The sequence below is a fragment of the Mycobacterium sp. E1715 genome (genome assembly GCF_001667625.1).
In the GTDB taxonomy this organism is placed as follows: Bacteria; Actinomycetota; Actinomycetes; order Mycobacteriales; family Mycobacteriaceae; genus Mycobacterium.
Map to the genome: position 1 here is coordinate 1 of NZ_LZJJ01000385.1, position 20,368 is coordinate 20,368.

The window sequence follows — 20,368 nt, forward strand, 5'->3', positions numbered from 1 at the left end:
GGGTTCCTGGATGGCCGCGATGGACCGCGCGGTTTGCCGGCATTGCTCGGGGGACAGGACGCCCGCGACCGAGGGTGGGTTAACCCGACGCAACTGAATATCCCACCGTCGCTTGGCTTTCTGCCGCCGGATGCTTGACGAAGTACATGGCCACGCTCTTGCCGACCAGCGGATTGAGCAGCGATTCGGCCAACTGCGTCACCCTCGGTCGCCGCATCAGGTCCCACACCAGGAGTTTGTGGTACGCGGTCACGGCGCGGTGCTCGGTGTTCGACACTCCCACGGCGCATTTCAACCACCAGAAGGGGGCGTGCAGCGCGTGCGCGTGGTGGGCATGCGTCAATTGCATCCCGCCATCGAGGATCTTCGCGCGCAATTCACTGGCCCGGTAGATACGCACGTGGCCGCCCTCGTTGCTGTGGTATTCGTCGGACAGCAACCAACACACCCGCTCCGGAAGCCAGCGCGGCACACTGACCGCCAACGTGCCGCCCACCTTGAGCACCCTGATCAGTTCGGCGATGGCGGCGTCGTCATGCGGGATGTGCTCGAGGATTTCGGACGCGATCACGCAGTCGAACGTCTCGTCGGCATACGGCAACTTCAGCGCGTCGCCGACCACCACCCTCGCCGACGCCGCGGCGGGCGCCTCCCCGGTTTCCGCCATCGCGCGCAAAATGGTGTCCACCGAACGCAATTCGGCCTCGTCCTGGTCGAACGCGACCACGTCGGCTCCGCGCCGATACGCCTCGAATGCGTGCCGGCCGGCCCCGCAACCGACGTCGATGACCTTGGTGGCCGGCCCGATCCGCAGCCGGTCGAAATCCACCGTCAGCATCGCGCTTCCCCCTCGGTCGCCGACGCAGCGGTGTTACGGGCGATCGCGCGGTCATACACCCGAACCGTCTGCGCGGCCACGGCCTCCCAGCTGAAGACGTTGACCGCGCGGGTGCGTCCCGCCTCGCCCAGGCTCCGCCGCTTCTCCGGCGAGTCCAGCAGGTCACCGAGCGCGCGAGTGAGCGCGTCGACGTCGGCGGGCGGCACCAGCTCGGCGCACGCGCCGTCGGTGCCCAGGACTTCGGGGAGTGCGCCCACCCGGCTGGCCACGATCGGCGTCCCGCTGGCCATGGCCTCCACCGCGGGCAGCGAGAACCCTTCGTAGAGCGACGGAATGCAGGCGACCTCGGCCGACGCGAACAGCGCCGCGAGCTCGGCGTCGGAAAGCCCGCTGGTGATGTGGACGATGTCGGAGATGCCGAGCTCGGCGATGAGTTTGTGGGTGGGACCGTTGGGCTCCACCTTGGCGACGAGGCGCAGCTCGAGATCTCTGCGCGTGCGCAGGCGGGCCACCGCGTGCAGCAGCGTGCGCACCCCCTTGAGCGGCGTATCGGCGCTGGCGATCGCGATGATCCGTCCGGCCTGCCGGGGCCGCGACGCCGGCTTGAACAGCTCGGTGTTCACGCCCAGCGGCACGACGTGCAGCTGGTCGGGGGAGACGCCGAAGTCGCTGACGATGTCCGCGGCCGACGACGAGGAGACCGTCAGCAGGTCGGGAATCTGGCGTGCGACCTGCTGCTGCATGCCGAGAAATCCATACCATCGCTGCACCAACGGTTTTCGCCACCACCGCGCGGCGGCCAGGTCGAGCACCCGGTCACGGGTGATGGGGTGGTGCACGGTGGCCACCACCGGCAGGCCCGCGCCGGCGATCGTGAGCAGTCCGGTGCCCAGGCTCTGGTTGTCGTGGACGACGTCGAAATCGGCGGTCCGGCCGGCCAGCAACCGGGCGGCGCGCATGGTGAACGTCCGCGGTTCCGGGAACCCGGCGGTCCAGGTGGTAAGCAGTTCCAACAGGTCGATCGAGTCACGGATTTCGCTGGGCCGCGGCACGCGGAACGGGTCGGGCTCGCGGTAGAGGTCGAGGCTGGGGACCTTGGTCAGCCGCACCCGCGGATCGAGCAGGTCGGGGTAGGGCTGGCCGGAGAACACCTCGACGTCATGACCGAGTTCCACCAGTCCGTGGCTGAGATGGCGCACGTAGACGCCCTGTCCGCCGCAATGAGTTTTACTACGGTAGGACAGCAGGGCAATTCGCATACTCAACTCTTCTTTGCTGGTGAATGACCGCGGAACAGCGCCGAACCCATCGCGGTCAACGGACTCCCGAACTCCGTGACAGCAAACTGGACATGTGTCCAGACTATAGTTCGATCACCTAATCGAGCGCAACGAGCTCGAACATCACCGGCACCCGCGAAAACGATCCCACGGAAATCCGGCACTTAAGGATCATGCCACCCGGCCCCGACCGGGGTTGACCAGAGTCCGAGCGGCCACTCGGCGGAGAATGCGCGCGCGCCTGCGCAGTCGCGCGGCAGTCGGCGATGGGTGTTCCTCACCTCCGCCGGCGCACCGCGGGGGGCCCAAGCCGACGGTGTTCGGTGCCGCGCAGTCGCAGCACCGGTCCTGAGCTGTTTGTTACCATCGCGCGGTGCAGGGTTCGGCTGCATCAGGCGAACGCCGCGGACGGCGATCGGCGTCGCGACGCGACGTCCTAAAACTTGCCGTGGCGCCCGCTTTCCTCAGCTTCGTGACCTCGGCCGCCAACTCCGCCGCGCCGACGGCATTCGCCGCCGACCTGCGGCTGATCGATTTCGCCGAGCGCAGGATTTCGCCGGACGAGATCAAATCGGCGGGCTATGCCGGGGTGGTGAATTACGTTTCCGAGTCGCGGCCGGGCGCGAATTTCGAGGCGAAGCCGATCACCCGCGAGTACGCGGACGCGCTGCGCGCCGCGGGTCTGCAGATCGTCAGCAATTTCCAGTACGGCAAACCCGGGTGGCCGGACCCGTCGGATTACACCCGCGGCTACGACGGCGGGGTGGCCGATGCCCGGACGGCGCAACGGTTGCACGCCGCGGCGGGGGGCCCGGGCTCGGCGCCGATATTCTTCAGCGTCGACGACGACATCGACGAGAACACCTGGAACAGCGTTGCGGTGCAGTGGTTTCGGGGCATCAACTCCGCGCTGGGCGTGGGCCGCACCGGCATCTACGGGCATGCCAACGCGTGCGGCTGGGCGATCCGGGACGGCGTCGTCGGGAACTCGACCACACCCGGGCACCGGTGGGCTTGGCAGACGAAGTCGTGGTCGCACGGCGCGCGCGAACCCGCCGCGGTTCTTTACCAGTCCGTGGTCAACAGCCCAAGCAACCCAAGCCCGCTCCTTGGCGGGATCAACGTCGACATCGACGAGGTGTTGGCGGCCGACTACGGCCAATGGGGCCTGGATCGGTGAGCCGTGCAGGCGGCTGATGGCTGATCGCGGCGTGCCCACCGTGCAGTTTCTGCGTAGTGCCGGGCGAATCGCCATGGCGCACAGGGGGTTTACGTCGTTCAAGTGGCCGATGAACAGCATGGGAGCGTTCTGCGAGGCGGCCAAGCTTGGGTTTCGATACATCGAGACCGACGTTCGGGCGACACGCGACGGCGTCGCCGTGATCCTGCACGACCGCGCCTTCAGGTCGGACGCGGGCGCAACGGGCGCCATCGACCGCTCGGATTGGCGCGACGTCCGCCACCTGCATCTGGGCGCGGGAGAATCGATACCGACCCTCGAAGAGCTCCTCGCCACGCTGCCGGACATACGGGTCAACATCGATATCAAGTCCGCGTCCGCCGTCGTTCCCACCGTCGAGGTGATCGAGCGAATGAAGGCGCACGACCGGGTGTTGATCACCTCGTTTTCCGAACGCCGTCGGCGTCGGGCGCTGAGGCTGCTGTCCAGGCGGGTGGCCAGTTCGGCGGGTATCGGCGCGTTCCTGGCGTTGCCGGCGGCCCAAACGCCGGCAAGCCGGGCCTATGCCTGGCAGCTGTTGCGGGACAGTGACTGCCTGCAGCTGCCGCCACGGCTGGGTCGGATACCGATCATCACGCGCGGACTCGTCCGCGCCCTGCACGAGTCCGGACGCCAGGTGCACGCCTGGACGGTCGACGACCCGGACACCATGCACGCACTTTTCGATAGCGGCGTCGACGGCATCATCACGGATCGGGCGGATGTGCTCCGCGAGGTGCTCGTGGCCCGCGGCGAATGGTGACCGCACCAGCACCCGCTGATTCAGCCGGTCGGCCGGCGCCCGAGGACCACGAGACATAAACCACGGCGAGTGTTCGCGGCGTGTCGTGTGCGCCGTTTATGTGTCGCGAGTCGACCGATCACTCACCTGACGCACGGCGCCCCGCGACCCGATGGCCCGCGGGGCGCCGCTTGCTATGGCGGTCTTACTTCAGATCGAACCGGTCGTTGTTCATGACCTTGACCCACGCCGCGACGAAGTCCTCCACGAACTTCCCCTGGTTGTCATCCTGGGCGTAGACCTCGGCCAACCCGCGCAACACCGAATTCGACCCGAACACAAGGTCATTCGCGGTCGCCGTCCACTTGACCGCGCCCGAGGACCGGTCGCGGCCCTCGTACACGTTCTCGGTGGTCTCCGACGGCTTCCACTCCGTACCCATGTCGAGCAGGTTGACGAAGAAGTCGTTGGTCAACGCGCCGGTCCGGTCGGTGAACACCCCGTGCTTGGTGCCGCCGTGGTTGGCGCCGAGGGCACGCAACCCGCCGATGAGCACCGTCATCTCCGGGGCGGTCACTCCCAACAGGTATGCCCGCTCGATCAGCAGGTGTTCCAGCGGTGCCTTCTCGCCGGGCCGGATGTAGTTGCGGAAACCGTCGGCCCGCGGTTCGAGCACCGCGAACGACTCCACATCGGTGTTCTCCTGCGAGGCGTCGGTGCGTCCAGGCGCGAAGTGCACGGCGATCTCGTAGCCGGCGTCCTTGGCCGCCTTCTCGACCGCCGCGGATCCCGCCAGCACGATCACGTCGGCCAACGAGATCTTCTTGCCGCCGGACGACGAGCCGTTGAAGTCCTGTTGGATCTTCTCCAGCACGGGCAGCACCTTGTCGAGTTCCGACGGCTCGTTGCACTCCCAGTTCCGCTGCGGCTCCAGGCGCAGGCGCGCGCCGTTGGCGCCGCCGCGCTTGTCGGTGTTGCGATAGCTGCCGGCCGCCGACCAGGCCGTCTTGACCAGCTGGGGAACCGAGAGGCCCGACTCGAGGACCTTGCTCTTCAGCGCGGCGACGTCACTGTCGTCGACCAACTCGTGGTCGACGGCGGGAACCGGGTCCTGCCACAGCTGCGGTTCGGGAATCCACGGCCCGAGGTAGCGGCTGATCGGTCCCATGTCGCGGTGCAGCAGCTTGTACCAGGCCTTGGCGAACGCCTCCGTCAGCTCTTCGGGGTGGTCGAGCCAACGGCGGGTGATGTCCCGGTAGATCGGGGACTCCCTCATCGAGATGTCGGTGACCAGCATCGTCGGCGCTCGGCCCGGCCCACCGAAGGGGTCGGGGATGGTGCCCGCACCGGCGCCGTCCTTGGCGACGAACTGCCAAGCATCGCCGGGGCTCTTGGTCAGCTCCCACTCGTAGCCGTACAGGGTCTCCAGGAAGGTGTTGTCCCACTTGGTCGGGGTGGGCGTCCAGACCACCTCCAGGCCGCTGGTGATCGCGTCCTTGCCCACGCCGGTGCCGTACGAGCTCTTCCAGCCCAGGCCCTGCTGCTCGATCGGGGCCGCCTCCGGCTCGGGCCCGACCAGATCGCCGCTACCGGCGCCGTGGGTCTTGCCGAAGCTGTGCCCGCCGACGATGAGGGCGGCGGTCTCTTCGTCGTTCATCGCCATGCGGCCGAACGTCTCGCGAATGTCGATGGCCGCGGCGATGGGATCCGGCTTGCCTTCCGGGCCTTCGGGATTGACGTAGATCAGACCCATCGTGGTCGCACCGTAGGGCTGGGCGAGGTCACGTTTGCCCGAGTACCGCTTGTCGGTGCCCAGCCAGGTGTCCTCCTCACCCCACAGGATTTCCTCGGGCTCGAAGACGTCCTCGCGGCCGAAGGCGAAGCCGAAAGTCTTGAAGCCCATCGATTCCAGGGCGCAGTTACCGGCGAAGATGATCAGGTCGGCCCAGGAGATCTTGTTGCCGTACTTCTTTTTGACCGGCCACAGCAGCCGGCGGGCCTTGTCCAGGCTGACGTTGTCCGGCCAGCTGTTGAGCGGGGCGAACCGCTGCATGCCCTGTCCGCCGCCGCCGCGGCCGTCGAAAATGCGGTAGGTGCCCGCGGCGTGCCAGCTCATCCGGATGAACAGGCCGCCGTAGTGGCCGTAGTCGGCGGGCCACCAGTCCTGTGAGGTGGTCATCACCGAGATGACGTCCGCCTTGAGCGCGTCGACGTCGAGCTTGGCGAACTCCTCGGCGTAGTTCCAGCCCTCGCCGTAAGGGGTCGATTTCGGGTTGTGCGGCTGCAGCATGGACGGGTCGACCTGGTCGGGCCACCAGTCCCGGTTCGTCAGCGGCGCATTCGATTTCGGCTTGGGGGACGGGATAGCGGGGTTTTCGCTCTCGCTGGCGCTAGCCGTGTTGCTGTCCTCATGGGGCGGCCGGCCTTGGGAGATATCGGAGGACACAGCATTCCTTTCTTAGGGGGTGATGGGGCTGCGATCTAGGAACCTGCAGTCGAACAATCGGGGCAGACGCCCCAGTAGATGACCTCGGCCTCGTCCAGGACGAAGCCATCCAGAACGTCGTTGTCGTCCGACGGGGTGAGACAGGGCGCCTCGCCGACGGCGCAATCGATGTCGGCGATCACGCCGCAGGACCGGCACACCACGTGGTGGTGGTTGTCGCCGACCCGCGACTCATAGCGGGCGACCGACCCGGAGGGCTGGATCCTACGCACCAAACCGACCGAGCTCAGCGCGTTGAGGACGTCGTAAACCGCCTGGCGGGACACGTCGGGGAGGCCCACGCGGACGGCCGAGAAGATCGTCTCGGTGTCGGAGTGCGGGTGGGCGTCGACGGCCTCCAGCACCGCGACCCTGGGTCGGGTCACCCGGAGATCGGCCATGCGCAGTCGTTCCGCGTAATCGGCCGTCGATGACACCGCACCAATATGACGCACTTATTTGGATCGAGTCAAGACTTTACTGTGAAGTGGGGCACAACCGGCGGTGACGAATGAACCGCGTCACGTCTGGGGCTTCAGGGCGCTGCCTTTGCGCCAGTCGTCCCAGCTGAGTGTCCAGTCACCGTTCTGCGCCAGCGTCAGCGGCGGGCCGCCGCTGTTGCGGACCTCGACCACGTCGCCGGGCACGGAGAAGTCGTAGAACCATTTCGCGTTGTCGGCGTTGAGGTTCAGGCAGCCGTGCGAGGTGTCCTGATGGCCCTGTGCCCACACCGTGGCGTCCAGCTCGTGCAGGTAAATGCCGTCGGTGCTGATCTTGGTGGCCCAGTTGATGGTCTCGCGGTAGCCCAGGCGGGAGTTCTTCGGCAGCCCGAACGTGGAGGAGTCCATGACGACGGGGTTCCCCTTGTCGAGCACCGTGTAGACGCCCGGGGGAGTCCACAGCGAGATGCTCTTGCCGCCGACGTTTTCGGTGCCGCCCATCCCCATCGAGGTGGGCATCGTGCGGACCAGGGCTCCGTTGTCGAAGACGCTGACCTGATGAGTCGCGTCGTCGGCGATCGATACGTGGGCGTCGCCGATCCGGAACGACACTTTGGTGTCGTCCTGCCCGAATAGGCCATTGCCCAAAGAGATTCCATAGATCTTGGCTTCGGCCGTGACGGTCGTGCCCGGGGCGTAGTAGTGCTCCGGGCGCCAATGGGCGTTCTGGTCGTCGACCCAGTACCACGAACCCTCCACCTTCGGGTTGGTGGTCACCGCCAGCTGGCGCTCGGCGGCGGCGCGGTCGGCGATCTGTTCGTCGAAGTGCGCGACGATCACCGTCCCGACCCCATACGTGCCGCCATCTTTGAGGACGGCCTCCGACGTGGTGGTGAACGACACCTTGGTCTGGTTGGACGGTTTCAGCGTCGAAAATGACGAAACTTGGGTGGACGCAATGCCGTTGGGACCGCGGCTGGTAACCGTCAGCGTATAGGTGCGGCCGTAGCCCAGGGGGACGGTGGGCTTCCACACGGTGTTGTCGGGTGTCGTCACGCCCTGCACCGATTTGCCGCTTTCGTTGACCATTCGGACGTCGGTCAGCGTTCCGGTGTCGGCCTTGACCATCACGGGCGCGACCGGATCGACGTCGTGCGCGTCGGGGGCCGGCGTGATCGTCACCTGAGCCGGCCCCGAGGCCTTGGACGAGGCACTGCGGTGACCGCACCCACCGCCGCCGAAGCAACCGAGGGACACCGCGATCACGACGGCGCCCACCAGTACGACGGCCGCCGAAACGGCGACCAATAACCGGCGATCCCGGGGGATCCGGGGAGCGGGCCGACCACCGGTCTTGGGCGTCATCGAGCTGAGGGATCCTTGCCTTCTGTTGGTGCCGGGCCGAAGTCGCTCGCCTCCCGGCGCGACGATGTTGTCCTTCAGGTGCCACGGAGGTGCGGTTTTTAAACCGACCGAGCCCCGGCGCGTGGATCATGGCGTCATGGCCGACGACGAACTGGACAGCCTTTATTGGGCAACGCCAAAGGAGTTCACCGCGGAGCGCACCAGATTGACCGCCGCGGCCAAACGCCGCGGGGACGACACGGCGGCCAAGCGAATTTCCGCTTGCAACAAGCCAACCACGGCGGCGTGGATCGTCAATCGGCTCGCGCTGCGGCACCGCGACACCGGGCGGCGGCTGGCGGCGCTGGGTGACGAGCTGCGCGCCGCGCACGCCGCCATGGACGGGGCACGCATCCGGGACTTGTCGGCCCAGCAGCACCGGCTCATCGGCGAGCTCATGCGGGCCGCACTCGACGCGGCCGGCGTCAAACAGCCGTCCTCGGCCGTCCGCGACGACATCGCCAGCACGCTGCAAGCCGCCATCGCCGAACCGGAGGTCAGGCAGCGGCTCGGCCGGCTGGCGCGCCCCGAGCAGTGGTCGGGTTTCGGCGACCTCGGCGCCGCGAGCACGGTATCGACGACCTCCGCCCGCACCGCCAAGGCCGGGAAGCGGCCGGCGAAATCCCCGCCACAATCCGGCAAGCGGTCAGCGCGAGACGTCGCCGCGCAGCGGCGTCTCGAAAAACTGACGGCGGCCGTTACGGCCGCCGAGCGCAAGGCGGCCGACGCCGACGCCGCACAGTCCGACCGCCGCGCCGAGCGCGATGCGGCCCGGAGGCGTCGCGGCGAGGCGTTCGCCGCGTTGCGGACCGCCGAGCGCGAACTCGAACGCGCCGAAGCGGCCTTCGACCGGGCCAAGCGGGCCGGCCGCGCCGCGGAAGAATCGGTCAGGGAGGCGAAAGCGCAGCTGAGGCGGGCGTGACGCCGCCCGCCGGGCCGCGGCGGTGTTTCCCCGGGTTCGGCAGGGGTATTAGCCCACCCGTGACGTCGTTATGGATGACCAACCGAGGCGAACAGCCTTGGGCCGCAAGCCAGCTTGACCAAGGCCCCCGCTCCGCGGATGTCATCGTCGTGGGTGCAGGCATCACCGGGCTGATGACCGCGGTGCTGTTGGCCCGCGCCGGCAAGGACGTGCTGGTGCTCGAGGCTCGCACCGTCGGGGCCTGCGCCACCGGGAACACCACGGCGAAGATCAGCCTGCTGCAGGCCACCCACCTGTCGAAGATCCTGCCCAGACATGGCAGGGACCTGGCCCGCGCCTACGTGGACGGAAATCGCGAAGGCCAGGACTGGGTCATCGATTACTGCGAGTCGCATGGCATCGCGGTGCAGCGCGAGGACGCCTACACCTACGCCCAGTCCGCCAAGGGCGTGCCATCGGCGCGACTGGAGCTCCAGGCCTGCCAGGCGGTTGGGCTGCCCGCAGTTTGGGACGACGACCCTGACGTGCCGTTCCCTTACCACGGCGGGGTGCGGCTGCCCGACCAGGCGCAGTTCGATCCCATGCCATTCCTTGACGCGCTGGCGGCGGAACTGCTCGGCCGCGGCGGCCGCCTCGTCGAGCACACCCGGGTCCGGCGGGTGTCCAGCCGCGGCGACCGCGTGCGCGTACACGTCAACGACGCCGCCGAGCGAGACGTGGAACTCGAGGCCCAGCAGCTGGTGCTCGCCACCGGCATCCCGATCCTGGACCGCGGGGGATACTTCGCGCGCGTGAAGCCGAGCCGGTCCTACTGCATGGCGTTCAAGGTCCCCGGCAACATCACCCGGCCGATGATGATCTCCACCGACTCGCCGACCCGATCGGTGCGTTACGCACCCGTCGCGGACGAGGAGCGGCTGATCGTGGGCGGGGCCGGCCACACCGTGGGCCGCAAGAAGAGCCCGTCGCAGGCGCTCGGGGAACTGGCGTCGTGGGCCCGCAAACACTATCCGGGTGCCGAGCAGACGCATTTCTGGTCGGCGCAGGATTACACGCCCATCGACCAGCTGCCCTACGTCGGACCCATCCTGCCCAAGACCGAAACCATCTTTGTGGCAACAGGATTCAACAAGTGGGGGATGACGAACGGCGCCGCCGCGGCGCTGGCGCTGTCCGGCCGCATCCTGGGCGGGCGAATGGACTGGGCCAAGGCGTTCGCCAGCTGGAGCCCCCATGAGCTGACCGGGCTGCCGACCGCCATGCAGGCCAACCTCGAGGTGGGCTTCGATCTGGCCAAGGGCTGGATCACCCCGCTGCTGCGCACCGGCCGCCGCAGCCCCGGCGCGGACGAAGGCGGCGTGGTGAGTGGGCCCCCGTGGCATCTGGAGGCGCGCTGCCGGGTAGACGGCACCGAACATGTCGTTTCCCCGGTCTGCCCGCACCTCGGCGGGATCGTGAACTGGAACGACGCCGACAAGGCCTGGGAATGTCCGTTGCACGGCTCGCGCTTCGCCCCGGATGGCACCCTGCTGGAGGGGCCGGCAACCCGCGACTTGTCCGCCTAGAACGGGCGCTCAGTCCGTCTTGCGGTAGATGAGCCAACGCAACTCGATCGGCGAGTGCTCGCGCTCGACGTCGAACACGTCAAGGCCATTGGCCCACCCCTCGAACCACGCGGTGGGCGGCCAGGCGCCTGCGGGCAGGTGGGCCTTCTCGTATTCGTACGCGGAGTCGTCGGCGATCAGCTCGAGGGGCAGGCCCGCCACCGCAGTCGCCATCTGGTCGCGCGTGTAGATCATGGTGTTGCACTGCTGGCCGAACTGCAGCGTGGAATCGTCGGGCACATAGCCGTCGCGGGGCAGGAACGTGCTGAACAGCAATCGTCCCGAGGGAGCCAGGCATTCGGCGGCCAGTTCGAACATGCCCCGCAGCTCCTGGGTCGTGCGGAAGTCGGGCACCACCTCGGCGAGCACCATCAACTGGTATTCGTCGTGGACGCTTTCCATCGCCGTGAAGACATCGCTCTGAATCACCCGCACGGCCAGCGATTCGCTCTGCGCCTCCGCGCGCATGATGTCGGCCAGCTTCGCGGCCATCTCGACCGCATCCACGGGGTGGCCGCGACGGGCCAGCGCGAGGGCGTTGCGGCCGGTCCCCGCCCCGACGTCCAGCACGCGGTAGGTCGTCGGATCAGCCGCTTCGGCGGCCAGAGCGAGTACCCGCGCGTCGGGCTCGGTGCCGAACAGTGGCCCCGGGCGCACGTCCACCCATTCGTCGTAGGCGGCGTCGAGCGTCCGCCATTCGGCTTTGACGCGGATGTTGACGCTCGTCCCGAAGGGGGCGCTGAACGAGATGACGACGTCCGAGCGGGGGGATGCCTTGAAGCCCTTCGCCAGCTCGGCCTCCAGCGAGATCCGCAGCTGCGCGGACTGTTCTGGCGTGTGCCAGACGCCCAGGGTGGCGCAAACGTTGGCGCACAATTGCACGTACTCGTCGATCAGGCTCGGGACGGCCGGCACTCTGATGTGCCCCTCGGCCGACGTCCGTCGATACCACCGCCTGATCATCGACTCGTAGAGGATCGACGGCTCGAGAGGCTCAGAAGGCGGAACCTGCACCAGAACCTTCTACACGACCCGGCGGCTTTGCACCACCGATTGGATCCACCCGCCGATCACCCCGACCCCGCGGCGTCTTCCAACAAATCGGCGGCCTTCGCGACGCTTTCGGCGGGTTTGGTCATCCGCGCGGCCACCTCTCGGGCTCGGGCGGCACATTCCGGAGTAAGGATCGAGCGCAGGTCGGCGACTAGTGAGTCCAGGGTGCTATCGAAAAAGCCCCGCCCGGCGCCGACTTCCAAATGTTCGATACCCTCTGCCCACATCGGCTGGTCCCACACCGTCCAGAGAATCAGCGTCGGAACCCCGGCGCGCAGACCCGCAGCCGTAGTGCCCGAGCCCCCGTGGTGGACCACTGCGCGGCAGGCGGGAAAGATGGCCGCGTAATTCAGCGCATCCACCACCTTGACGTGAGGCGACCGTGGAACGCGGCGAAAGTCGTTGGCGCCGGCGCAGATCAACGCCCGCTCACCCAACTGCGCGCAGGCCGCGCTTATGACGGCGACCGTCTCGGCGGGAGAATCAATCGGGGTGCTGCCGAAACCGAAGTAGACCGGCGGCGTCCCATCGGCGATCCAGGTCAGCACCTCGTCGTCAAAATGGGTTGGCAACTCCAGCGTCAAGGAGCCGACGAAGGGCCGCCGACCGCCGGGCTCGACCCATTCGGCCGCGGGCCCCGGCAAGCAGAGTTCGTCATAGGTTTGAAGTTCGAGCAATCCGCTTTCCGAGCGCGCCGGCGCGGCCGCCTGCGGCAATCCGAGTTCACGACGTTGCGCGTCCGCCGCATCCCCGGCGATCCGCGAATACACATCACTTGAGGGCATGATCCGAGCCGGGAAGACGTGTAGCGCGGCGAACGGGATCCCGTGATATTCGGCGACGTTGGCCGCCAACGCCTGGTCGTTCATGTGCCCCAGGAGGAGGTCCGCTCCCTGGGCTAGTGCCGTCAGGGTCGTGCTCTTCTCCAACCAGATTCGGTGGACCCGGTCAGCCACTTGCGGCGCTGCGCCAATGCCATGGAAGTGGCCCAGGAGTTCCCTCGCCGCGATCATGGCGCGTTGAGTGTCGGGCCCGTAAGCGATCCCGGCCAGCCCCGCCGACTCGACGAAACCCACCTTGTCCGGCGGAACGGCCAGGCTGACGTCGTGGCCTCGGCGGGAGAGCTCCCGGCCGATCGCGGCGCAGGGCTCGATATCGCCGCGCCCCCCGTAGCTCGCCATCACGAACTTCATCCGCTCCGCCCTCACTCGCGGTATCCGATATCGATCCAAGCAGACCCGCCATGTCGCGCCGGTCCGCTCTGATTGGCTGGGCCCGCACGGGCAAAGCCCGAGGCCGCTCCGTGGCGTTGACAGGCTCCACTGCGCTGCGAGGGTAATTTATCGGTGTTCTCAGGGAGGACGATGTGGGGTAAGGGGGCAGCACCCGGTTATCCACCGGTGCCGGACCTGTACTACTAGAGGAAACAAGATTTGTTTGCTGCCCGTTGGGCAATCCCCCTACCGCCCGCAACGAGCCGTTAACGCCGTGGCTACCTGTTAACCCGTCCGGAGGAGACGACGACATGGACTTCGCAGCACTGCCTCCGGAGATCAACTCCGCGCGGATGTATACCGGCCCCGGTGCCGCGCCGCTGCTCACCGCCGCGATGGCCTGGGACGCGCTGGCCGTCGCCCTGCATTCCGCGGCGACCTCCTACCAGGCGGAGGTCACGGCGCTGACCGGCGGGCCGTGGCTCGGGCCTGCGGCGGAGGCGATGGCGGCCGCGGCCGCCCCGTACGTGACCTGGACGCGCAGCGCCGCGGCGCAGGCCGAACAGACCGCCAACCAGGCCAAAGCCGCCGCGGCGGCGTACGAGGCGGCGTTCGCCGAAACGGTGCCGCCGCCGGTGATCGCGGCCAACCGCAGCCTGCTGATGTCCCTGATCGCGACGAACGTCTTCGGGCAGAACACGCCGGCGATCGCGACCACGGAGGCGCAATATTCGGAGATGTGGGCCCAAGACGCCGGGGCCATGTACGCCTACGCGGCGGCGTCGGCGGCGGCGGCGAGGCTGACGCCGTTCGCCCCGCCGGAACCGAGCACCGATTCGGGCGGATCGGTGCGGCAGGCCGCCGCCCTGACCCAGGCCGCAGGCACGTCGGCCGGCAAGGTGCAAAACGCCCTGTCGTCGGCACAAGCCTTCTCTGCGGCGCCCAATGCGCTGCTCAACCTCGCGAGCCCCCTCGATTTCGGCTTCGGCGGGCGGGACCTGCTGGGGCTGGCAGCCGACCTGAGCGCGGTGTTCGTCGACCCAGAAGTCGGCACGGCGGGGCTCGCCGCCGCCATCGTGGCGCTTCCCTACGACGTCTCCGGGGCGTTGACCGGTTTCCACACCGACGACATCGTCAGCGGCTGGGCGGGGGTCCAGTCCTGGCCCGGCTCGGCGCCGGTGCCCCCGACGCCTTTCCCGGTCATCACCAACCTGGCGGGGGGCTCGGCGGCGACGGCTTCCCTGGGCGAGGCCAATACGGTCGGCGCAATGTCGGTGCCGCCGGCCTGGGCGGCCGCCGCCCCCGCGGTGCGCCCGGCCGCTCTGGCCCTGCCCGCCACCACCGTGGGCGCCGCCGCTCCAGCCTCGTCCGCAGGCACCGGGAGCTTGTTCGGCGAGATGGCCGCGGCGAGCATGGCCGGGCGTGCCATAGCCGGCACGGGCGGCGCAGGTCGCGCGGAGCGAATCAGGGCCTCCACGCAGAAGGCGACCGAGGGTGCCCCCGCGGCGCCGCAAGTCCCGGCCGGTGGCCCGATCACCAGCATCGCCGCCGAGTTGCGCGAGCTGGCCTCCCTGCGGGACGCGGGGATCATCACGGAGGACGAGTTCCTCGAACAGAAGCAGCGGCTGCTCCCACACTGACGGTGTCGTGCACCCGTTTTCCGCGGCGACAAACGCGTCCGATATCGACAGATGTCGCGGTCAATTGTTTCGTATGATATTTGTATGCTGGTGCGTCATTTTAGGGTCGGTGTCGGTAGGAAGTTCGAAATTATCGTGCCGCTAACGCTCGCGTCACCAACACGGCATCATCTGGCTATATCGGCGACCCGAAATGCCAGCCTTTCGCTCTCTAGGTGCCTTTCACTTTGGATCTCGCCAAGCCGGTTCAGCTGCAGGACAGCGCCATCGAGTTGGCAATACGACCACGGAATAGTGGTCCGGCAACCTGTAGTGCGGGCACCGCAATTTTCTTAGTTTTAATATCTGTTCACGCCGCCCACTCATATACTGGCCCCACCCTCAACACCGACAAGAAAAGAAGGTCGTGAAATGCTTGCACCGCGTTTGCTGGCCAAACTGACGATTCCCGTGATGATTGGCGCTGCCCTGACCGCGAGCACCGCAATTGCCTCGGCCGACAGCACCGACGACGCCTACTTGACGAAATTGCACAACCTCGGGTTCACGTGGCCCTCGTCGAGTGACTCGGACATGATCGCGCTGGGACACGCGGTGTGCGCCGACCGGATGGCCGGCAAGACGCCGGATGCGATCGCCGCCGACCTGCATTCCGGCATGAGCGCGAAGGGCTTCTCGTTCGCCGACATGACCGGCTGGGTCAGCGCGGCGGAGTCGACGTACTGCCCGGGCTGATCGTTCTCAGACCCACCACCTGAGTTCCGCGCCCTGCCCGCATAGTCTGATCCAGACAATGCGGGCAGGGTCGCTAGGTGGGGACAGCCAGTGGAGCAGCCGACGGCCTTTTCAGGTCAAGCCGCGGGCGAGATGCGGGTTGAGAGCCTGCTTCGCTACCCGGTGAAGTCGATGCTCGGCGAGACCGTGCCGAGCATGTTCGTCGACGAACACGGCGCCGAGGGGGACCGCCGGCTTGCCCTCCTCGACACCACTACCGGTCACGTGGCCAGCGCCAAGAACGCCCGGCTCTGGCGCGGGCTGTTGAAGTGCACGGCCAGCCGCCACGACGGCGGGGTGCACATCGAGCTGCCCGACGGGACGAGGGTGGCGGCCGACGACCCTGGCATCGATGATCGGCTCTCGCAGCTGTTGGGGCGATCGGTCCGGCTGGTCACCCAGCGCCCCGACGGCGCGACGTTGGTGCGCCCGGACCCCGAGCAGCTGCTCGAACTGGGCCTGGACGCCGAAGTCGGCGGCCGCATCTTGGAGATCGCGCAGGCGACGCCGGGCGACTCGTTCACCGACGAAGCCCCGCTGCACGCGATCACGACCGCCACGCTCGAACACATCGGCGTCGAGGCCCTGCGGTATCGCCCGAACCTGGTGGTCGCGACGCCGCCGGGTTGCCCTCCCTATGTGGAGAACGACTGGGTCGGCGGTGAGATCGCGGTCGGCGAGGCGAGGCTGCGTGTCCTGACGGCAACGTCGCGCTGCGTCGTACCGACGCTCGAGCACGGCCCACTGCCGCGCGCCGCGCAGGCGCTCCGCACACCCGCCGCCGAAAACCGTTGGGATACGGGCGGTCACGGCGCTCAGCCGTGCGCGGGTGCATATCTGGCGGTGGTGACCGGTGGCGTCATCCACGTCGGTGACCCCGTCACGATCGGCCGGTAGGCCGTTCAATCACCGATCGCCGCGAAGTCCACCCAGAGATGGCGTGGCCCGCGGAACACCTGATTGTGCCGGTATTGCGGCGGGTCGACCACCAGCTTCGGAGAGTCGACGCGACGCACGAAGACCTCCAGCGCCAGGTTGACCTCCAGCCGCGCCAGCGGACCGCCCATGCAGGTGTGAATGCCGCTGCCCCAACCGAAATGCTCGTTGTCGGGCCGCAGCGGATCGAAGCGATCCGGGCTGTCGAACCGACGCGGGTCCCGGTTGGCGGCGGCGTAAATCAGATACACCGCCGAGCCCGCGGGGATCACGGTTCCGCCGACCTCGATGTCGGCGGTCGCACTGCGGCTGGGAAAGAACTGCACCGCCGACTGCAGCCGTTGCACCTCTTCGATGACGCGGGGAATGAGCTCGGGGCGCCGCCGAACCAGTTCCCACGAGCCGGGATTGCGCAGCAGCGTCATCACGCAGTTGCTGATGGTGTTGACCGTCGAGTCGTGACCGGCCACGAGCAGCAGCATCGCGTTGGATGTCGCCTCCTGCAACGACATCGGGCCGTCCGGGCCGTCATCGTGCAGCAAACTGGACAGCAAGCCGTCGCCCGGGTTCGTCGCATACCTGCGCACCAGGTCGCCCAGATACGCCAGCAAGGCGGCGGTGCCCGCGCGGCCCCGCTCGGCGAGCGCGCGCCCTTCCTCGGTGGCGCCCTCCGGACCCAGGTCGAGGCCCATCATGAAGTCGAAGATCCAGGAGTGAAACATCGGCTCGTCTTCGACGGGTACGCCAAGGATCTTGCAGATGACGGCGACGGGGATCGGGTAGGCGAATTCCTCCACCACGTCCACGCGGGTGGCGCCGCGCGCCTTGGTTTTGTCGAGGAGGTCGTTCGCCAGCCGCACGACAAGCGGTTCCATGTCGGGAATGACGTCGGGGGAATGCGGGGGGCCGAAGTGGCGCATGACCTGGCGCCGGGCCCGGTCGTGATCGGGCGGGTCGGAGACGATGATGCTCGGCTCGCGGCCGTAGGCCTGCATGTGTCCGCTGCCGGGCTCGGGGTCGGGCTTCTCGACGCCGAAATCCGCTGGGCTGCGGCGAATGTCGGAGCTGATTCGCGGGTCGTGGGCCAGGATGAGCAACTCGGGATAGCCGGTGACCACGTAGGTCTTGTCGGCGACCTTGGCTACCGGCGCCTTGCGCAGCTCTTCGAAATACGGGTAGGGGTTCGGCCGGTTCTCGAACTTCATCGCTTCGGCCCAGGCGGTCGCGGCGTCCAATGTCGTCTCCCGTCAGCGGATCCGGGGCCGGAATTCGGCGCCCCGCGAGGTCGGGTCGTGCCCGGTGAGCACCACGTCGGGGATGTCCGTCCGTTCGCGCGGGTCGGGGAATCGGGCCGGCATCGGCTCGAAGATGGCGGGACGGTCGTAGCCCGGTGGCGGCGGCGGAAACGGGGCGGATCGCTCGATGAGGGAGGCGTAGTAGGGCAGCCACTTGCCGTGGTTGAACGTCACCGCGCCGACGACGCGGCCCCGGTGACCGTAGGCGGCCGCGAAGCGGCGTTGCTCGACCGAGCCCTGGGTGAAGACGATCTCGTCGCCGAACGAGCACACGCCGACGCTCTTGATGTTGACGCCGAACTGCCCGGACCAGAACGAGGGCAGTGGCAGGTGCGGCCGACGTCCCGTCTCGACGCTGATCATGTTGTTGGCCGCCACCGCGGCACCGAAAACGGCGTTGTCCCAATGCTCTTGCGACATGAACTGGTACTCGTAGAGCACGTGCGGGGCGCGCGCCACGTCGCCGGCGACGAAGATGTTGTCGGTCACCACGCCGTTGATGTCGAACGCGCGGCAGCCGGCGTCGCAGGCCACCCCCCAAAATCCGCTCGCGAGCTGCGCCCCCTCGAGCCATTCAACGTTGCGGATCGAGCCCAGTGAGGCCACGACGACGTCGACCTCGAGCACCGTGCCGTCGGACAGGCGGGCGGCGCGGACGTGGCCGTCGGCGTCACCGTCGAGGCCGTCGACCGCGACACCGGTGCGCAGGTCGACGCCCGCCTCGATCTGCATCTGCGCGGCGATGTCGCCGATCACGCCGCCCAGGGCGCCCGTCAGGGGTGCCTTGCCGCGCTCGGCGACGCTCACCGGTAGATCGAGATCGCGGCACACCGAGGCGATCTCCGATCCCACGAAACCCGAGCCGACGATGAGCACCCGGCGCGGCCGCGCCTTCAGGGCCGCTGCCAGCTTCGCCGCGTCGTCGCAGGTGCGCACGGTGAACAGCCCCTCCAGAGCTGCCTCTTCGGGGTTGAACCAGGGCCGCGCCCTGGTGCCGGTGGCGATCAGCAGCCGGTCGTAGTCGACCTTCTCGCCGTTGGCCAGCAACACCTGGCGATTGGACCGGTCCAGCCCCACCGCCGCCACGCCGAGCCGCCACTGCGCGTCGACGGGACGCAGGCGGGGAAGCTTGGTGTGGTCGGCGGGCACCCAGCCCTTCAGAACCTGCTTGGACAACGGCGGTCGGTCGTAGGGTTCGTGGGGCTCGTCGCCGATGATGGTCAACTGGCCCCGAAACCCCGTCTCGCGCAGCGCTTCCGCGGCGCGCAAGCCGGCCAGGGAGGCTCCCACGATGACGATCCGGCCCTCGGCTCTGAACGTGTCGACCAGCTGGCTGACCAACGAACCCGTGCTCATACGGTGTCCCGGTCCGACGGCGGATCCACTTCGAGGATGATCGCCTGCACCGGGCAGGAAGCCGCCGCACGCAATACCCGCTGCCGCGCGGAATCGTCGGGATTCGGGTCGTAGGCGAGCGCTTCTTCACCGACGAGCTGCAGTACGTCGGGCGCCAGCGGGACGCACTGCGCGTAGCCCTGGCACTTGTTGAGATCGACGACCAGCCGCATGCCCCGACCTTCCGCCCGTCGGCTACCAGCATTCTTTGAGGGCAGACTACTTCGCGGCGGGCGCCCGCCACAGGGTTCACGAAAGATTCGCGCCCAGTGCGACCGGGTCCGGCGCGCGTCAGTCAGGCACCCAGATTGCGCAGCGCTGTTCCTTGGCGAAACCCAGATAGCTCACGCCGCTCCCTCCGTTGGGGCGTTGCATTCCCGCCCAGGACGGGCCCAAAACGGGAGGCCGCGTTTACTCCGCCGATGGGCGGCACATCCCGCCGCGATCGCGTTGGGTGTGCGAGGAATTGCGGCGCCAGGGGCCGCCGTCTACGCGTCGGTGCGCGGGGTGGGACTCTGCGCCGATTCCCATTTCGACTCGAGCGATCGGGTCACCGTCGTACCGGCGGCCAGGTGGAGCTGGAAGGTTTCCCCGTCGCCGGCCTCGAACGTGAGGAGGTAGCCGCCCTCGGTGGCGTCCTTGAACACCACCTTGTAAGGCTGTTCACCAGAGCCGCGGTCGACGGCGATGATGTCGCCTGGGGTGACGTCGTCGATGGGGTCGTTACCGGAGACTTTGGACATGCCTTCGACGGTAACCGATCGGAAACGCGCTGCGCAGCGCGATACCGTCCGGCGCGCGACTTCCGTTGAGCTGCTGGGCAATTCACTCGCCGAGAGCGCCGATCCGGGCGAACCAACAGGTGGTGACCCAGGTCACAGCCGGGTTTGATCGGCGATATCGGTGGCCTGGTGGAGCGCGGGACGGCGCCCGCCGAACGCAGCGGCGCGCTGGGCCGCGCCGCGCACCTGGACGCGAAGACGCGACCAGGAAGGAACAGGCCGACGCCAGGCTGAAGGGCGTCCGCGACGAGGCGGTCGAGGACCGCCAAGAAAGCGCAGGCGGCCGCCCGGCGGGGGATCAAGAGGCCTGCGAGACCGCCGAGCAACGCAACCGTGCGGCAACGC

At 68.1% G+C, this 20,368-nt stretch carries 18 protein-coding genes; 7 read left to right on the forward strand and 11 right to left on the reverse strand.

Going from position 1 to position 20,368, the window contains the following annotated elements; all coding sequences use genetic code 11:
• Positions 1 to 79: 79 nt before the first annotated feature.
• Positions 80 to 838 (reverse strand): class I SAM-dependent methyltransferase, encoded by a 759-nt coding sequence (locus A9X03_RS18960; protein WP_067750605.1) that lies wholly within the window; start codon positions 836 to 838, stop codon positions 80 to 82.
• Positions 832 to 2,097, reverse strand: a complete 1,266-nt coding sequence (locus A9X03_RS18965; RefSeq protein WP_067750608.1) for a glycosyltransferase family 4 protein — start codon at positions 2,095 to 2,097, stop codon at positions 832 to 834. Before A9X03_RS18965 ends, A9X03_RS18960 begins: the two co-directional genes overlap by 7 nt.
• 394 nt (positions 2,098 to 2,491) lie before the next feature.
• On the opposite strand from A9X03_RS18965, the gene A9X03_RS18970 reads away from it, so the two are divergent.
• On the forward strand, positions 2,492 to 3,298 hold the full coding sequence (locus A9X03_RS18970) for a DUF1906 domain-containing protein (protein ID WP_067750611.1): 807 nt from the start codon (positions 2,492 to 2,494) through the stop codon (positions 3,296 to 3,298).
• A 40-nt stretch (positions 3,299 to 3,338) separates the two neighbouring features.
• A complete protein-coding gene (locus A9X03_RS18975) occupies positions 3,339 to 4,100 on the forward strand; it encodes a glycerophosphodiester phosphodiesterase family protein (protein WP_197499028.1) in 762 nt (253 codons plus the stop codon).
• Between the two features lie 184 nt (positions 4,101 to 4,284).
• Here A9X03_RS18975 and katG read toward each other — a convergent pair whose 3' ends face one another.
• The 3 genes from katG to A9X03_RS18990 form a co-directional block, all read right to left on the reverse strand.
• On the reverse strand, positions 4,285 to 6,525 hold the full coding sequence (katG, locus tag A9X03_RS18980; protein ID WP_067782796.1) for a catalase/peroxidase HPI: 2,241 nt from the start codon (positions 6,523 to 6,525) through the stop codon (positions 4,285 to 4,287).
• Between the two features lie 35 nt (positions 6,526 to 6,560).
• Complete coding sequence (locus tag A9X03_RS18985; protein WP_067750622.1) at positions 6,561 to 7,001, reverse strand: Fur family transcriptional regulator; 441 nt, start codon at positions 6,999 to 7,001, stop codon at positions 6,561 to 6,563.
• 84 nt (positions 7,002 to 7,085) lie between these two features.
• On the reverse strand, positions 7,086 to 8,369 hold the full coding sequence (locus A9X03_RS18990; protein WP_067782793.1) for an Ig-like domain-containing protein: 1,284 nt from the start codon (positions 8,367 to 8,369) through the stop codon (positions 7,086 to 7,088).
• Between the two features lie 136 nt (positions 8,370 to 8,505).
• Between A9X03_RS18990 and A9X03_RS18995 the strand changes: the two genes are divergently transcribed.
• Positions 8,506 to 9,330: a hypothetical protein gene (locus A9X03_RS18995; RefSeq protein ID WP_067782790.1), complete on the forward strand. Its 825-nt coding sequence runs from the start codon at positions 8,506 to 8,508 to the stop codon at positions 9,328 to 9,330.
• A 74-nt stretch (positions 9,331 to 9,404) separates the two neighbouring features.
• Positions 9,405 to 10,895 (forward strand): FAD-dependent oxidoreductase, encoded by a 1,491-nt coding sequence (locus A9X03_RS19000; protein ID WP_068262429.1) that lies wholly within the window; start codon positions 9,405 to 9,407, stop codon positions 10,893 to 10,895.
• A 9-nt stretch (positions 10,896 to 10,904) separates the two neighbouring features.
• Here the strand turns inward: A9X03_RS19000 and A9X03_RS19005 are convergent, their stop codons facing one another.
• Entirely contained in the window at positions 10,905 to 11,897 is a 993-nt protein-coding gene (locus tag A9X03_RS19005; protein WP_067750633.1) for a bifunctional 2-polyprenyl-6-hydroxyphenol methylase/3-demethylubiquinol 3-O-methyltransferase UbiG, read from the reverse strand.
• Between the two features lie 107 nt (positions 11,898 to 12,004).
• On the reverse strand, positions 12,005 to 13,180 hold the full coding sequence (locus tag A9X03_RS19010; RefSeq protein ID WP_068016068.1) for a glycosyltransferase: 1,176 nt from the start codon (positions 13,178 to 13,180) through the stop codon (positions 12,005 to 12,007).
• 332 nt (positions 13,181 to 13,512) lie between these two features.
• Between A9X03_RS19010 and A9X03_RS19015 the strand changes: the two genes are divergently transcribed.
• From A9X03_RS19015 to A9X03_RS19025, 3 genes are all read left to right on the forward strand, one after another.
• Entirely contained in the window at positions 13,513 to 14,841 is a 1,329-nt protein-coding gene (locus A9X03_RS19015) for a PPE domain-containing protein (RefSeq protein ID WP_067889687.1), read from the forward strand.
• Between the two features lie 411 nt (positions 14,842 to 15,252).
• On the forward strand, positions 15,253 to 15,576 hold the full coding sequence (locus A9X03_RS19020; protein WP_067750642.1) for a DUF732 domain-containing protein: 324 nt from the start codon (positions 15,253 to 15,255) through the stop codon (positions 15,574 to 15,576).
• Positions 15,577 to 15,708: 132 nt separating this feature from the next.
• Positions 15,709 to 16,512: an MOSC domain-containing protein gene (locus A9X03_RS19025; protein ID WP_156675572.1), complete on the forward strand. Its 804-nt coding sequence runs from the start codon at positions 15,709 to 15,711 to the stop codon at positions 16,510 to 16,512.
• 5 nt (positions 16,513 to 16,517) lie between these two features.
• Here A9X03_RS19025 and A9X03_RS19030 read toward each other — a convergent pair whose 3' ends face one another.
• The 4 genes from A9X03_RS19030 to A9X03_RS19045 all read right to left on the reverse strand — a co-directional run bounded on the left by A9X03_RS19030 (position 16,518) and on the right by A9X03_RS19045 (position 19,984).
• Positions 16,518 to 17,786, reverse strand: coding sequence for a cytochrome P450 (locus tag A9X03_RS19030; protein WP_231969125.1), 1,269 nt, complete (start codon positions 17,784 to 17,786; stop codon positions 16,518 to 16,520).
• 12 nt (positions 17,787 to 17,798) lie between these two features.
• Entirely contained in the window at positions 17,799 to 19,202 is a 1,404-nt protein-coding gene (locus A9X03_RS19035; protein ID WP_067750649.1) for an NAD(P)/FAD-dependent oxidoreductase, read from the reverse strand.
• Entirely contained in the window at positions 19,199 to 19,414 is a 216-nt protein-coding gene (locus A9X03_RS19040; protein WP_067750654.1) for a ferredoxin, read from the reverse strand. The genes A9X03_RS19035 and A9X03_RS19040 overlap by 4 nt, the downstream gene beginning before the upstream one ends.
• A gap of 315 nt (positions 19,415 to 19,729) precedes the next feature.
• Positions 19,730 to 19,984 (reverse strand): hypothetical protein, encoded by a 255-nt coding sequence (locus A9X03_RS19045; protein ID WP_067750658.1) that lies wholly within the window; start codon positions 19,982 to 19,984, stop codon positions 19,730 to 19,732.
• Positions 19,985 to 20,368 lie beyond the last annotated feature (384 nt).